Origin of the sequence: Serratia sp. OS31 (assembly GCF_014164835.1) — a bacterium.
Lineage (GTDB): Bacteria > Pseudomonadota > Gammaproteobacteria > Enterobacterales > Enterobacteriaceae > Serratia > Serratia liquefaciens_A.
Genome location: NZ_JACJFQ010000001.1, coordinates 444,615 through 459,804, shown reverse-complemented (window position 1 = coordinate 459,804; position 15,190 = coordinate 444,615). Strand labels below are relative to the sequence as shown.

At 54.2% G+C, this 15,190-nt stretch carries 17 protein-coding genes; 16 read left to right on the top strand and 1 reads right to left on the bottom strand.

Going from position 1 to position 15,190, the window contains the following annotated elements:
• Window positions 1-2: 2 nt before the first annotated feature.
• The 16 genes from H5P17_RS02220 to H5P17_RS02145 all read left to right on the top strand — a co-directional run bounded on the left by H5P17_RS02220 (window position 3) and on the right by H5P17_RS02145 (window position 14,550).
• A complete protein-coding gene (locus H5P17_RS02220; RefSeq protein WP_050135283.1) occupies window positions 3-734 on the top strand; it encodes a DUF2786 domain-containing protein in 732 nt (243 codons plus the stop codon).
• Between the two features lie 93 nt (window positions 735-827).
• Entirely contained in the window at window positions 828-1,403 is a 576-nt protein-coding gene (locus H5P17_RS02215; protein WP_050135281.1) for a DUF2857 domain-containing protein, read from the top strand.
• Entirely contained in the window at window positions 1,403-2,641 is a 1,239-nt protein-coding gene (locus H5P17_RS02210) for an STY4528 family pathogenicity island replication protein (RefSeq protein WP_050135279.1), read from the top strand. Before H5P17_RS02215 ends, H5P17_RS02210 begins: the two co-directional genes overlap by 1 nt.
• Window positions 2,642-2,897: 256 nt before the next feature.
• The gene (locus H5P17_RS02205; RefSeq protein WP_050135277.1) at window positions 2,898-3,683 is read left to right on the top strand and encodes a PFL_4669 family integrating conjugative element protein; all 786 of its coding nucleotides are present in this window, start codon (window positions 2,898-2,900) and stop codon (window positions 3,681-3,683) included.
• A complete protein-coding gene (locus tag H5P17_RS02200) occupies window positions 3,670-4,251 on the top strand; it encodes a hypothetical protein (RefSeq protein WP_050147524.1) in 582 nt (193 codons plus the stop codon). Before H5P17_RS02205 ends, H5P17_RS02200 begins: the two co-directional genes overlap by 14 nt.
• Window positions 4,252-4,389: 138 nt before the next feature.
• Window positions 4,390-6,390, top strand: coding sequence for a DNA topoisomerase III (locus H5P17_RS02195; protein ID WP_050135273.1), 2,001 nt, complete (start codon window positions 4,390-4,392; stop codon window positions 6,388-6,390).
• 612 nt (window positions 6,391-7,002) lie between these two features.
• Entirely contained in the window at window positions 7,003-7,479 is a 477-nt protein-coding gene (locus tag H5P17_RS02190; RefSeq protein WP_050135271.1) for an STY4534 family ICE replication protein, read from the top strand.
• Between the two features lie 141 nt (window positions 7,480-7,620).
• Window positions 7,621-8,259, top strand: a complete 639-nt coding sequence (locus H5P17_RS02185) for a hypothetical protein (protein WP_050135269.1) — start codon at window positions 7,621-7,623, stop codon at window positions 8,257-8,259.
• Entirely contained in the window at window positions 8,256-9,014 is a 759-nt protein-coding gene (locus H5P17_RS02180) for a hypothetical protein (protein WP_050135267.1), read from the top strand. Before H5P17_RS02185 ends, H5P17_RS02180 begins: the two co-directional genes overlap by 4 nt.
• A 12-nt stretch (window positions 9,015-9,026) precedes the next feature.
• Window positions 9,027-9,752 (top strand): TIGR03759 family integrating conjugative element protein, encoded by a 726-nt coding sequence (locus H5P17_RS02175; protein WP_050135265.1) that lies wholly within the window; start codon window positions 9,027-9,029, stop codon window positions 9,750-9,752.
• On the top strand, window positions 9,731-10,327 hold the full coding sequence (locus H5P17_RS02170; RefSeq protein WP_050135263.1) for a transglycosylase SLT domain-containing protein: 597 nt from the start codon (window positions 9,731-9,733) through the stop codon (window positions 10,325-10,327). The genes H5P17_RS02175 and H5P17_RS02170 overlap by 22 nt, the downstream gene beginning before the upstream one ends.
• Window positions 10,328-10,353: 26 nt before the next feature.
• The gene (locus H5P17_RS02165; RefSeq protein ID WP_050135333.1) at window positions 10,354-10,839 is read left to right on the top strand and encodes an integrating conjugative element protein; all 486 of its coding nucleotides are present in this window, start codon (window positions 10,354-10,356) and stop codon (window positions 10,837-10,839) included.
• A complete protein-coding gene (locus tag H5P17_RS02160) occupies window positions 10,836-11,393 on the top strand; it encodes a restriction endonuclease (RefSeq protein ID WP_087784700.1) in 558 nt (185 codons plus the stop codon). The genes H5P17_RS02165 and H5P17_RS02160 overlap by 4 nt, the downstream gene beginning before the upstream one ends.
• Window positions 11,394-11,396: 3 nt before the next feature.
• The gene (gene traD / locus H5P17_RS02155; RefSeq protein ID WP_050135261.1) at window positions 11,397-13,493 is read left to right on the top strand and encodes a type IV conjugative transfer system coupling protein TraD; all 2,097 of its coding nucleotides are present in this window, start codon (window positions 11,397-11,399) and stop codon (window positions 13,491-13,493) included.
• A gap of 13 nt (window positions 13,494-13,506) precedes the next feature.
• Window positions 13,507-13,779: a hypothetical protein gene (locus H5P17_RS02150; protein ID WP_050135259.1), complete on the top strand. Its 273-nt coding sequence runs from the start codon at window positions 13,507-13,509 to the stop codon at window positions 13,777-13,779.
• A 12-nt stretch (window positions 13,780-13,791) separates the two neighbouring features.
• A complete protein-coding gene (locus H5P17_RS02145; protein ID WP_050135257.1) occupies window positions 13,792-14,550 on the top strand; it encodes a TIGR03747 family integrating conjugative element membrane protein in 759 nt (252 codons plus the stop codon).
• Between the two features lie 258 nt (window positions 14,551-14,808).
• Here H5P17_RS02145 and H5P17_RS02140 read toward each other — a convergent pair whose 3' ends face one another.
• Window positions 14,809-15,183, bottom strand: coding sequence for a hypothetical protein (locus H5P17_RS02140; RefSeq protein WP_050135329.1), 375 nt, complete (start codon window positions 15,181-15,183; stop codon window positions 14,809-14,811).
• Between the last annotated feature and the right edge of the window lie 7 nt (window positions 15,184-15,190).

Here is a 15,190-nt window from a genome sequence, read left to right as displayed (position 1 = left end):
GGATGCGTCGTTCACATTCACAGCGTCAGGTTCGCCTGGTGAAGTTCATTCGTAAACTGCTGGAATTGGCTAAAAATAACAGCAATGCCCATGAGGCCGGACTGGCCTTGTCCCGCGCTCAGACATTGATGCAAAAATACGGTATCAGCGAACTGGATGCCGAGTCTTCTTCTGTACGAGAAGAACCGACACAGAAAGCCCCGTCAGATGCCGTGAAAATCCCTCAGTGGATGGACAGACTGGTCTGGGTTGTTAACCGTGCATTTGGTTGTCGGGCTTACTATAGCTGGCAGCAGGGAAGTGCTGGCAACAGTCACCGCGTCGTGATGTTCTGCGGTTTTGGCGAACGGCCTGCCGTGGCTGCCTATTCCTTTGATGTTCTATCCCGCCAACTGAAAGAGGCAACAACCGCCTACCTCAAGACGCAAAACAAGCGTCTTAAACTGGCAACTCGCCGTGCCCGTGCCGACCAGTTTCGAGAAGGTTGGGTTGAGGGTGTTCGCCGTGTCGTCGTTGATTTTGGCCCCTCCCAGCGGGAGAGCCAGAGTATGGCGCATTACCTTGAGGCCTTGGCGTTATCCCAGACCAAACTTCGGGAAGCGAGGGAGTGTCGCGGGGCCGATATTGCCCGTGGAACCGGTTTCGTCGCCGGGAAGAATGCCCGATTGTATCACGGTGTCGATGGTGCAGAGCAAGGCAAGCTGACCAGTAACCGGGGGGCGTCCAATGAATAAAATCCGTAAGGACTGGTCAGGGATCACGCTGGTAGTGCTTTGTGTGGTGGCGTGGGCGATTGATTTAGGGATACTTTTAGGAGGGAACTACATATGAATCCGCAAATCGGTATGACGACAAATGCCTTGTTGACGCAGGTCCTGATGGAGCTGAAATCCGGCAATATTCGGCGCTGTGAGGCAATGGGGCTGACGCTGGAAGAGATCCAGGATCTGAATCAGCTTACAGTTGAGGATTTGCACTATCTGGTGAACTCCTCGGTCTCGATACTGACGTTCCATATCAATCACACCAATCTCAATATGATGTTGGCGCAGGCCCGACAAGAGCAGGTTCGCATACAGCGTATCGATCGTGCATTGGCGTTGGGCGGTTCGATAGAAATGATGCAGTGCTATTTTGGGCTGACGGCAGCAGAAGTCAGTACCCGTCGTCGCCTGGCAGGAATACCGACCCGGCAAGGGCGTAATCAAACGCCCGGTGAAGCAGAGGAAATCTCGATTTGGGAGCAGTGGCGTGCCGCCAAAATAGACAATCTGGACTCGCTGGAAGCGCTGGAGGTCATGATGCTGATTGCTGAACAACAGGATATTGCCTTAACGTCGGTGTGGACGCTGGTAAAAGGCTGGGTCGAGCAACAGCAGCAACAGCAGCGGAGAGTGGGTTGATGACCCTGGCGGTAGACAACGTCATACAACATACGTTAAGCAGGATGACAGCCCGGATTGTGCAAAAGGCACAATCCGGCGCTGTGACAAATGAGCAGAGCGGTCTGCTCTATCTGGGGAATGTGCATGATGCCATTCCCCGGCAGTTGTTTCTCGATGCTCGGTTATCCCCTTTGGACAAAATGGCATGGGTCATGATCCGTCTCTATGCCCAGCAGAACGACGGGGCGGTGTTCCCGACCTATGAAGAGCTGCAGCTTCAGCTTGCCTCCCCCCATTCAGGTAAAGCCTCCCGAGAAACGGTCAGCCGTACCTTGCTGATGTTACGGCTGACAGGCTGGCTGAGCTTATGCAAGCGGGTCAGGGACGACGGTGGCCGGGTGCGTGGCAACATCTATGCCCAGCATGATGAGCCGTTGGGGTTACGTGATGCCGAGCATTTTGACCCTGGCTGGCTTGATGCGTTGGCACAAGCGTGTCAGCACGGCAACAAGACTATCCGGTTAACTGCACTGTCTGTACTGGGTGAAATCAAACAGGATACGTCCATGCGTCACCGTCATTCGCGTATTGCATTGATCGAGGCTCGCTTGTCTTCGCCACAATCTCCCCAGGATTTGGCATTACGGCCGCAGGTGTCTTTACCGGGTTCGGATTCCGAACTCAGTCAAAAAATGCCTTCTGTCACCCAAAGATCACCGAGTTCGGAAACCGAACTCAGTATAAATGAGGGGACTGTTTTACCGAGTTCGGAATCCGAACTCATTCTGGAAACAAGGGGTTATGACAGAGTTCGGAATCCGAACTGTTACGTACGTAGTTATACACAGGGTGTAAAAGATACGTACGTAGGGGCATCAGGGAAAAACGCCAATCGGCTTCACTGGCCGTCAGTGCTGATTGAAAATCTGACCACGGTTGACCGGGATAACGTGGAGCCGCAACTGCAGGCACTGCCAGCGCCATTGGGGCAGCAGGTTCTGGATGAAGTGGCGGAGCGTATCGGCACGGGTGAGATAAAAAATGTGATTGCCTACCTGCTCGCCACGCTGAAGCGGGCCAGGAATGGGCAATTCAATTCAAAAGCTGGCGCGACCAAACGCATGCAGCAGCCAAAACCCCAACCCGTTGGGGCTACAGAGCCTGTTCCCGCCCAAACGCAAGGGAAAAACCAGAGAGCATCGGCGGAAAATATTGCTCGGGTAGTGGCGGGAATACGAGCTGCTTACAGGCAATAATTATTATTAAAATCAATGTATTAAATTGAAATGTACAACTAATGACAGCGTTGTTAGTTTTAAACGATTAATAATCTGTAATTAATAGGTACAGACTGATGACAGTGTCATCAGTTTTAAACGATTAATAAAATGGGATTGATAGGTACAGGCTATGATGAAAATTGTGAAAGCCGAAGAAATACTTTCCCGTTGTTCGAGGGGCTGCTGATCTCTGACTATCTCACTCTGCGTCAACTATCGAATAGAGGCTGTTATGACTGACAATGCAGAGAAAAAGGACGGGAAAAAAGTCGGTGCACTACATTCAGAACTGCGGATTGATTTGCATACCTACTATGCGATCAGTACCTGGGAAGGAAGAGAAAGAGGTGCGAGAAAAGATACAATCATAGGAATGCCGCGATTTTTCCGGTTAGTGTCCAGCATCAACCGGGATTCTCTTGCTGATAATCCTTATGCGGATGCCGTGATGTATCAGCTTGAAACGCTGATAGATGAAGCGCATAAGAACATTCAGCGTCTATTAGAGGAGGCAAATAGTCTGATAGACGATCTCCCTGGCGGTATCTCGTTGTCCAGTGTTGTTTCCAGCTCCCCTCTTAATATTGGTGTGCATAGTCATACACCTTTAGGGTATCGCTGCGTTTACTTGCTTGTCGGCTTTGACCAACTGGCGCTGAAATTATTTCAGGCTCATCATTACGGGTTTATCTCCCGGCAACATCGTGACGATCGATTGCATCAGGGGGGATACCAAATTCGTAGAATATTCACTGTGGCAATGGGTTATCGTTCATTCCCCGTCAACCGCAGAGACATTGTGATGGAGACTGAAACGATACCCCCGGCGCAGCAGTATTTTGGCGCGTTAGATGAAATGGTGTTGTTTGGAAAAAAACGCTCTCGTTTCTCGCCGCCGGTCAATGCTGAAAGCCTTCGTTTGTTAAATAATCGATTGCGGCATAAATCCAGGGAGAATAAGGTAGTAGTAAGCATTGATAAACAAGGAGATAAGGATGATAGTCATGGGAAAGAGTAATTTTTGTCATGCTGCAGGCGTGGTGTTATCTGCGGTTCTGTTAGGGGGGTGTGCGAGTAGCGATGTGGCCGAGTTGAATAAGAAAGTCAGCGACATGAGCTACGGCTTGCTTTCACTGGGTAAAAAAGCGGACAGCCATGAGAGTGGTGGTTTGCCTGCGATGTCAAAGAATTCACCGGTAATTGATAAGAAAACTGCCCGAGAACTTGAGGTTCCGGTTGATGTGGATACCGCTGCTGCACGAGTAAAACGGTATTACAATTTCACCTCCAGTGATGTTATTAACACCCTAAATAGCCAAGGGTTAGAAGGTAAAGTGAAAGTGGCAGCGATTACCCAAGGGGGATATGCCTGGGACGCGCAACCGGGTGCCTACTACAAGATGGGCAGGGATTGGGGCGCAGATGAGGGGATCGAGGACAATATCCTGATTGAACTGGAGAAAAATGGTGCGGGGAGTCGTATGTATATCACGTTCCGCTCCAGTGAAGCCTCACATGTCACTGAGGCTTATACCGGCAAACTGTTTGCCGAAGTCAAACAGGTCGCGGAAGGTAAAATCCGCTAACAGTGTCTGCATCCTGTGATGGTCCGGCTGGGCCATCACCGAGTTTTCTTTTTTCACCTGTCATTTTTATTGCCATGCCCTTTTGGGTAGGGTGTCGTGCATGCTGAATCTGGCGGGTTCACTTTCATGGAGAATGGAATGAAACTCTTTTTGTGTGAAAAACCCAGCCAGGGACGGGATATTGCCGCCGTGCTGGGCGCAACGGAGAAGAAGGGCGGCTATCTGTCAGGTGCAGGGGTAACGGTTACCTGGGGGTTTGGGCATCTGCTGGAGCAGGCCAGCCCGGATGTGTACGGCGAACAGTTTGGCAAACCGTGGCGTGCAGAGGTGTTGCCGGTATTGCCCACGCAATGGAAAATGCAGGTCAAACCCGAATCCAAAGCGCAGTTTGAAGTGATCCGAAAGTTGTTACTCAAGGCAGATTGTGTGGTGATTGCGACAGATGCCGACCGTGAAGGTGAAGTGATTGCCCGTGAAATCCTTGATTATTGTGACTATCAGGGCAACGTCGAACGGTTGTGGCTCTCGGCGCTCGATGAAGCCAGCGTCCGGGCTGCACTGGGGGCGATAAAACCAGGACATGAGACCTATCCACATTACCTTGCGGGTCTTGGCCGTTCTCGGGCAGATTGGCAGATCGGCATGAATTTGACCCGCCTGTACACGGTCAAAGCCCGTGACAGCGGCTACGGCAATGTGCTTTCCGTCGGGCGGGTACAGACGCCGACGCTCAATCTGATTGTTGAGCGCGACCGGCATATCGCGGGTTTTGTGCCAACTCCCTTTTTTGTGGTCACGCTGGCACTGGCGTCCAACGGTCAGTCTTTTCAGGCGCAATGGGTGCCAGCGGCGACCTACTGTGATGAAGAAAAACGCTGTATCCAGCAAGGGGTAGCGCAGCAGGTTGTCCAGCTCTGCCAGCAAGCGGGAGTTGCCTCGGTCACAGAGATAGAGACCAAACGTGAAACCGTCTCAGCCCCATTACCGTTTGATCTGGGTACGCTACAGCAGCAGTGTTCAAAGCGTTGGGGATTGGGTGCGCAGCAGGTACTGGATATTGCCCAGAAGCTGTATGAAACCCATAAAGCGACAACTTATCCGCGTACAGACTGCGGGTTTCTGCCGACCTCGATGTTGTCGGAAGTCCCCACCGTTCTTTCCGCCCTGGTAAAAAGTGACCCAGCACTCTCGACCGTGCTGGAACGGTTGCAGCCAGGTTTTGTTTCCCGCGTCTGGAACGATAAGAAGATCACCGCCCACCACGGTATTATCCCCACAAAACAACCGTGCGATCTTGGTAAAATGAGTGAGGTAGAGCGTCAGGTCTACCAACTGATCCGGCAGCACTATCTGGCACAGTTTCTGCCTGTTTATGAACAGGATGCAACCCGAGTGTCACTGCTTTGTGGCGGCCAACTGTTTAAAACCCGTGGCAATGTGGTGGTGGTGTCGGGCTGGAAAGCCCTGTTTGAGAAAGAGCAGGAGGGCGATGAGGCGCAAGATGATACCGACAACGCGCAACTTCCGGCCCTGCAGCAGGGAACGTCGTGTCAGGTGACCGGTGCAGCCATGAAGCCCCAGCAGACCAAACCGCCCGAGCATTATACGGAAGGCACCCTGATTGCGGCGATGAAAAACGCCGCGCAGTTTGTGACCGATCCCCGCCTGAAAAAAATCCTGAAAGAGAATGCGGGGCTGGGGACAGAAGCGACGCGGGCCGGGGTTATTGAAACCCTGCTGGCTCGCGGTTTTATCGTAAAAAAGGGGAAATCTCTGCGTGCTGCCGTGGTGGCCGGTGAATTGATGGATGTGTTGCCGATGCCGTTGAAAGATCCCGGCATGACCGCCCTGTGGGAGCAGGCGCTGGATGATATCGCCGAAGGCAAGATGTCGCTAGATGACTTTATGGCAAAACAGTCAGCCTGGACAACGCAGTTGGTCGAGAAAGGGCGTCAACAGGCGATAAACATCACCGTTCCTCCCTCGCCGCCGTGTCCGGTGTGTGGTGGCGTGACCTTGCAGCGGACGGGGAAATCAGGGAATTTCTGGGGCTGTCTGCGTTATCCTGACTGTATCGGGATAGTGAATCCCCCTCAGCGGAACAAACGGCGAGGTTTCCCCAAAAAGAAAGCGCGTTGAGGTAAAACTAATTATCCATTGCACTCGGTGCGGGGAGTTTGCTATTTTGCCGTGGCTTCTGAAGCACCCCGTGATTACTGCGGTCACCAGTAATATGCATCATTCTTTTACCCGGAGAATAGATGTATAAGACGCAAAGTCTCAGTGAAAACCGCGTCGGGTTCGAAGGCTCGGCCTCTGAGTTGATGGAATGCAGTCATACAACAGCCTGTGGTGCGGGCATGGCGGGAACGTATCGGGAAGATACGGTTCCCGTTTTTTTTATCACACTATTCCTAAGGATATTTCGGCTGAGAGTTTCGTGTTGACTTCTTTTTAGCCCGTTTTAATAATGATCCAGCTTACTCGTTGTCCCTGACAACAGCCAATGTCCTGGTGATTTGAGAAGGACGCCTTCGGGCAATCACAAGCCAATGCGACCCTAACCTGAAAGGACGCGCTTTAGAGCGGTAACCCCCCTGAACCTTTGAAAGCGGGGATCGCAGTTCACTGCGATGAAGGTGCACTTATCCAACTTAACAGACAGTCAGCGTCTTCACGTTGATACCCTGCGGGAAACTTCCCGTTGGGGACGTTTCTCCGCATACCGGTTTATTCCCAAGGAGAAACACCATGTCTCAAGCATCTCAATCTACTGCTACCCAAAATCAGACCGGCTATTTTAATCTGCATGTGGATGGTCTGGGGTATCTGAGTAATATCCGTGAGATCACGACGGCCAACGGTTCATTCCTGACCGGCGTGATTAATGCCTTGCACGGATCGACCGAGAAACCCGATTACACGCGTTTCGATGTGACCATATCTGGCAAAGAAGCCAGTAGCCTCATCCGGCGCTGCCAGAAGTCTGTTGATGAAGAAAAAAAAGTCCTGTTGGGCTTTAAACTCAGCAATCTGACGGCTGATGTGTTTACCTTAACCAAGGGAGAGCACGCAGGTGAATCCCGGCCTACGCTGAAAGCAAGACTGATAAAAATCAGTTGGATCAAGGTAGGGCAAGAAATGGTTTACAAAGCGGAAAAGTCAACGCCAACACCAGGGGCTTCGACCTGTACCGCACAACAACAATACCCGGACAATGCGTTCTAGGTTGTCGATGTAGTACCATCCTTTACGCCAGAGTTTTTCTCTGGCGTTTTTTTTATTTTCGGGAAATGAGTTGTTCGTTGAGGGCGACCGTGAAGATTCGCACAGTGAGCACGTCTTTTTGACTGCTTACTGAGGATATTCATGAAATCATATTACGTTTTCCCTGCGTGTTTACTGGCCGCTGCGGTGCTGACCGGGTGTGTCCAACCGCAAAAAAACCTGCAACGCGATCTCATTTCACCGATAGCCGGTGTCACCTTGTCCAGCAACGTACAATCGGCACAGCCCGATGTGTTTGCCACGCCGATTGAAGTGGTTCGCTATGACCGCTATCTGCTGGTCAGTACCTCGCCTTCCCTGGCGCAACGGGCTCCGCTGGAGCAGGTGATTGATATCCGTATCCCGGCGTCTGTGACGCCAACGGTGGCGGATGCGATGCGTTACGCCCTGCGCCAGTCAGGCTTCAGTCTGTGCAGTATTACCTCTGCCAATCGCGTGCTCTACACCCAGGCCTTACCGGGTGTGCAGTACCAGTTGGGACCCATTCGCCTGGCTGAAGCCCTGCAAATCCTGGCCGGACCGGCCTGGCAGTTGGATGTGGATTCGGTGCAGCGTGTAGTTTGCCATTCGCTGCGTGAAGGATTCCGCCTGCCGCCAGAGCCGACACCTGCGCCGATCGTCAGCAGTACCTTTCTGCAACCGCCTGTATTGCAGACTGTTACCCCGGTAGTGCAACCTCAGCCTACTCCGGCCCCTGCCCAGCAAAGGATGCTGAAATGATTGAGTTGAAAGGAGAGAACTGGGAGAGCGAGCCGGTGCGTCCAAGCAAGGTGATGCAGTTGTTGCGCTATAGCGTCTTTACGCTTCTGGTGCTGTCTGTCGCCGGTGTTGGAGTTAAGGTGATGAGCCAGTCTGCCCAGATTGCCTCGTTGCAAACGGCCCTGGGGCAAGTCCCCGGTAGGGATGCGGTCCAGCAAGAGCTGGACAAGCTGAACGAGCAGGTGACCAGCAATAGCGAGACGTTGAAAACGTTGTCAGCCTCCCTGGAGGAAGCTCTGGTTGCGCCCGTCGTGGATAAAACCGCGTTTGAGCACCTGGCACAGCAGGTGCGTACGCTCGAGACAAAAGTCAGCCAGCCGGTGTCATCAGATGTACAGTCACTGCAGGACGTTCATGCCACGATGGCACTTCTGCAGGCCCGTGTTGACACCCTGGAACAACGTGCCGGTGCAGCACAAACATCGGCAATCAAACCAGCAACCTCTGCCGTCACTCCTGGGGCGACCCCGACCACCGTCAAGAAATCCCCCACCCGGAGCGCCCGGTCTGTTGCTGCCCCTTTCCGTCTGACCAGCATTGAGCGGCGGGGGGGCGCGGTGTTTGTCGCTGTGGCTCCCCTGCAGGCGTTCAACCTGGCGGATATACGGCTTGTCGAAACCGGCGAGACCTTTCAGGGCTGGACACTGTTGTCTGCCGGGGGCAATCAGGCCCAGTTCAGCGTTGCAGGCCGGACGCAGACGCTGAGCGTTCAATAAAGGAGGGTCAGGATGAAATTGACATCAATCGCGCTGGTATTGGGCCTGGGTATGGCCCCGTTTTTCTCGGTAACAGCCGCACTGCAAACAGAGCAATCCCAACAGGGAAACACCGCCAGTGTCAGTACCACCCTGCAGGCGCTGGAAGAAGCGCAGTCGAAAAAAAATGCGCAGGAATGGGGGCTGACCACCGAGGAATGGCAGCGTTATCAGCAGTTGAGCAAAGGGCGTCGGGGGATTTTATCGCCGGGGTTAGATCCGATCACCACGCTGGGTATCGAAGCGCGGAGCGAGGAGGAGCGGCGTCACTACGCCGACCTGTCCGTCAAACAGGACTTTCAGCGGGTTGAGGCTGAGTTGGCATTCCAGCGTGAAGTGAATGCCGCCTGGGTTCGTGTCTACCCCGGTATCCTGCCGGTGCGTTCTGCCGGGGATGCCGGGCAGGGTAATGGGCGGTTGGCGCTGTTTGTCCGGGCGGACTGTGGGGCTCCGTGTGAGAGCAAAGTGGCGTCCCTGCTGACAAGCCAACGTTTGCTGGATATCTACCTGGTCGGCAGCGAAGGGAAAGATGAGGCCGTTCGGGCCTGGGCGAAAAAGCTGGCTATCCCCGTTGAGCGGGTGAAAGCGAAAACGCTGACGCTCAATCACGACCGGGGGCAGTGGATCAAGTTCGGTCAGGGACGTATGCCAGTGGTGCTGCAACAGGGAGAAAACGGATGGCAAGTTACCGCGTATTGAGTGCGCTGGCGCTCCTGCTCTGCAGTTCGAACAGCCTGGCGACCGTGTCCTCTCAGCAGATCCCGTCAGGCTACTACCAGGTGGCGGTGCAGGAGCGGGTGCCCGCCGAAGCCTTGTACAGCCTGGCGCTGACGGAATCGTCAAAGAAACTTCCCCACGGCGTTCGCCCCTGGCCGTGGACCATTAACGTTGCCGGGAAAGGGTATCGCTATGCAACCCGCCAAGAGGCTTATCAGGCGCTATTGGGGTTTATGCGCCATAACTCACTGAAACGTATCGACGTCGGGATTGCGCAGGTGAATCTGGGCTGGAACGGGCATCACTTCCGTTCCACCTGGGAGGCCTTTGATCCGTACATCAATCTGCATGTGGCGGCCCGTATTCTGCGGGCCTGCTACGACAACAAGCCGGGGAGTTGGATAACCGCTGCCGGGTGCTATCACCATCCGGCAGGCGGCCAGCCTGCACGGACCTATCAAGCCATCGTGAAACGGCATTTGAATCGCCTGCAGCCGACAACTGGCGTACTGGCATCGAATGTTGTCATTGAACCTGCAGCAGGAGCGACGCCATGAATCTGAATCCACGTTTACTGACCCGCCTGAGCTGTGTGCTGGTATTGGGTGTCGCCAGTTTCACCGTCCAGGCTGACCTTACCGTCGTCGCCGATGTGGGCGGCCAGTCTACAGCAACGTATTTCGAGGGCATCAATAATCAGGGCAAAGCCACGGTATCCCAGGCAGCGCCGTTGTCTGTTATTCCACTTACCGTTTTGCCCATCAGCACCCCTGAGCTGACACCCGGCAAAGTGGAGGCCAAGGCACTGGCTCTGCCGGGGATGCGCCCGATGTTTTTGATTGGTGATGATGACCTGTCTCGCCGTTGGCTGTCACTGCGTCGAGATGCCCTGGTGCAGTTAAACGCGGTGGGACTGGTGGTGAATGTTGCCAGTGAAGGGGCGCTCAACGACCTGAAGAAACACGCGGATGGGCTGGAGTTGTTGCCGGTCTCGGGCAGTGATCTGGCGAAGCGGCTGGGGCTGACCCATTACCCGGTGCTGTTGACGGAAAAGGGATTGGAACAATGAGATCGGGCCTGATGCTGGGGAGTCTGGGACCGTTGGTCTGGTGGCTGCTTTTACTTAGCGTGCTTAGCTGGATAGCGTTACTGATTGGCGCGAAAGTCAGTCGCCATCGACGTTATCAGCGCCAGGCGCAACGTATTCTGGCGCGTCTTCCCCAGTTGGCCGGTGACGGCCAACGCCTGAATTATCTGCGTAAAGTGAACCCCTATGTGTTTGAAGAATTGCTACTGACTGCATTCGAACGTCGGGGGTATCGCATCAAACGCAACCGGCGTTATAGCGGTGACGGTGGGCTTGATGGGCAGGTGTGGATGGGTAGCCAGCGTTATCTCATCCAGGCCAAACGCTATGCCCGCACCATCACACCGGCCCATGTGGTGGCATTTGGGGCGCTGGTCCGCCGCGAACGTTGCCGGGGGCTGTTTATTCACACCGGGCGTACCGGCCTGAAGTCCCGCGAGGCGCAGAGCGCCTCTCCCTGCATTGAATTTATCAGTGGTCAGCGGCTGCTTGACCTGATCGACCAGCAGCGTCCCTGGCTACTGAATGAGGAGTGAACAATGAGTGATCGTTATGTGATTGAGGCGATGTTGCGACCTGCTGTTGAGCTGAATACAGCGGTCGTTGCCGCCTGTGCCAGCTATATCTGTGTGACCGCGCCGTGGGCAGTGGCATTGGCTCCTGCTGTCAGCTATGTCACTGCCGGTGGGTTTGCCGTGTTTGCCCTGAAACGGACCCGTGAGGGGGTCAGGGTGCTGCGCTACCGGCGCAATATCCGCCGTTTGCCGCGCTATGTCATGACCAGCGCCCAGGTACCGGTAAGCCATCAGCGTCTGTTCCTGGGGCGGGGGTTCCTGTGGGAGCAAAAACACACACAGCGCCTGCTGGCGACATTGCGCCCCGAAGTGGAGCGCTATGTGAATCCCCCGACGCTGTACCAGGCGGCGCGTCGTTTTGAACAGCACCATGAATACCGTTACCCCACCTTGTGCAAATGGCTTTCCAGCCAGTCAGCGCTTAATCCTGTGCGCCCACTGCCGGACGTCGGCGGCAAGCCCGCATTGCATGGTATTGAACCCGATGAAGTCAATGTCTCGATGAATCTGGGAGAGCGAGTTGGGCATATGCTGGTTCTGGGGACGACCCGCGTCGGTAAAACCCGCCTGGCGGAACTGCTGATCACCCAGGATATTCGGCGTGGCAACGTCACCATTGTCTTTGACCCCAAGGGGGATGCAGATCTGCTCAAACGCATTTACGCCGAAGCCCACCGCGCCGGTCGCGCCAGCGAACTGCAGGTGTTTCATCTGGGTTGGCCCGACATCAGTGCCCGCTATAACGCCGTGGGCCGTTTCAGCCGTATTTCTGAGGTGGCCACCCGTGTGGCGGGACAATTGGAAGGCGGCGGTAACAATGCGGTGTTCCGGGAGTTTGCCTGGCGGTTTGTCAACATCATCGCCCGTGGCCTGGTTGCCCTGGGACAACGGCCTGACTTTGGCCTGATCATGCGTTACGTCAATAACATCAGTGACCTCTATGAAAACTACGCCGAGTTTTACCTATCGCAACATGCCCCGGCGTTGTGGCAGCAGATTGAGAGTCTGGTGCCCGTTCTTGATGAGCGTGATGTTCCCCGGCATATGGAGGGGCGCTCGATGCGTATCGTGGCGATTGAGCATGTTTTGGGAAGTGATGAGGGAAAACGAGTGTATGACCCTGTCCTGGATGGCCTGCGCTCGTCTGTTCGCTATGACCAGAAATACTACGACAAAATTGTTGCCAGCCTGCTGCCGTTGCTGGAGAAACTGACCTCCGGCAAGACGGCACCGTTGATCTCCCCGGACTATACCGACCTGACCGACCCCCGCCCCATTTTTGACTGGCAGCAAGTGATCCGCAAGAAGGGCATTGTCTATATCGGTCTGGATGCGTTGTCAGACCCGGAGGTGGCGGCGGCGGTGGGCAACAGCATGTTTGCCGACCTGGTGAGCGTAGCCGGTCATATTTACAAGTTTGGTATCAATGATGGTTTGCCTGTGGAGGATGAGAAGAAAACCCCCATTAGCCTGCACTGTGACGAGTTTAACGAACTGATGGGCGATGAGTTTATCCCGCTTATCAACAAGGGCGGCGGTGCGGGTATCGAGGTGACGGCGTATACACAGACCCTGCCGGACATCGAGGCGCGGTTGGGCAGTGCGGCCAAGGCTGCACAGGTGGTCGGTAACTTCAACAGCCTGGTGATGCTGCGCGTCCGGCACACCGAAACGGCAGAACTGATGACAAAACAATTACCTGAAGTAGAAGTGTATACCAAAACCCTGGTGTCTGGCGTCACCGATATTTCCAACCCGGAGATGGGCAGTGATTTTACCTCCAATACCCAGGACAGGGTGAGTTCGGTACGTACGCCGCTGATCACTCCGGCCAATGTGATCAACCTGCCGAAAGGCCAGGCGTTTGCCTTGCTGGAAGGGGGTAAACTGTGGAAGATCCGTATGCCGTTGCCAGCGGCGGGGAATGATGCCTTGATGCCGGACAGTCTGGGGAAGATTGCCGAGTATATGAAAAAAAATTATCGCACGGGCGATACCTGGTGGTCGGGAGCGGCCTTGCCGGGAGACCGGGCACCCGAGATTGACAATAACGTGGTCTGATGAGGGAAGTTCAATGAATCTGAAACAACAATATCGTGTCAGTGCTGTACTGGCATCCAGTCTGGGGCAGTCTGCCGAGGTGCCCCGCGATATCATGACGGTGCTGAAGGCCCGGCACTGTTCAACACCGTTTGCCCCGGAGATCGTGACGGCGTTGAGTGAATTAGGGTATGACGCCCGACGAGAGCAGGAGCCTTGCCCGGTTAACCAGGTGGGGATCTGGGTGACAATCAATGCCCAGCCCATGCTGCTGCAATGTGAGCTGGAAGTCCTGGCGTTGCATTAAGGAGAGGGGTATATGGCACAAGCATCTTCTTCCCCGCAACCGGTTCAGCAGACCCAGCCACCTAAACCGCATGGTTTGCTGATGACGGTATTGTGGGACATGCCCTGGCGGATAGTTGGCATGTTACTGGTTTCTCTGTTGTTTAGCTTGATAGTGGAGTACATCGGGATCGCCTTCTTCTGGCCGGAACAGGGAGCCGAGCACAGCCGTGCGGTGATGGTGACGGAAAGCGGTTATTTCTCTGAAGGGTTTACCCGTAGTTTGTTGCTGTCAGCGCCGGTGACCACGGTGAGTACCTGGATAACGGTCGGCTACCAGTTGCTGTTTGTGAACAGCGGTTTTCTGGGGTGGCTCCAGTCAGCGCAGTCAAGTAACAGCGGCAATGCCCTGACGGATGGCCTGAATGTCAGTGGAGCCTGGTTGATACAGGTGGCGCGTGAATACCTGATGGCCTCGATGTATGTCACGTTGGTTTTCCTGATGCGGGTCACCATCCTGGTGTTGTCGGTGCCGCTGTTTGTTCTGGTGGCTCTGGTGGGGATCGTGGACGGGATGGTAAGGCGTGACCTGCGGCGTTACGGCGCGGGGTATGAGTCGAGTTTTCTGTATCACCATGCCAAGCGGTTCGTGAAACCGGCGCTGTTTATCCCTTGTATCGTGTATTTGTCGGTGCCGTTCTCGGTGTATCCGAACGTCTTGTTGCTGCCTGCTGCGCTGCTGATGGGATTGGCGATATCGGTAACAATGGGATCGTTCAAAAAATACTTATAGGTGTGTTCATCCCTGTGGGGCGGATAACAAGTGCTCAACCTTTAGTTGAATACTTACGGTAATGCGTATAGAATTATTTTACTGCAAGAGCATTCGCAGGGGGCGCAAATCAGATACAGGCCTTCTGTGCCGGGCAGTCAGATGGCTGATCATCTGCCGGGTAGTTACGACAACAGTCGGTTTCTGAACCCTATGTGCTAAAGAAATGCTGCGACTACCAACAAAATTATACGGGGTGCTGATTGCGCCCCGTTTTTTTTATTGAATTTTACCAATCAATACACCATGAGCTTTTCTTCGCGTATACGCAGTAACAACGACATATATCCAGCCTGAATCCGTCTCAGGGGCTTCTTTTGGCTCCAAAATCACAACACCTAACGATGACTTTAAAACCGTTGTTCTATGCTTCCCGCCAGGGTGATTGAATTCACAATAGATCGGTACTCCTGGGCGAATAATATCACTCACGAACCGCGCCACATCGTCTACAGTTCCATACCCTAATTTTGCTAGCTCACTTTCGTGTTCAGCCCAGATATGGCGAACACCAAAACCTCTGTTTGGGCCACTATGCTTACCGGCACGTAGGAAAATGTCTCCGGCAGGAATACTGTCGCTTTTTGAATTCATCTCTGGA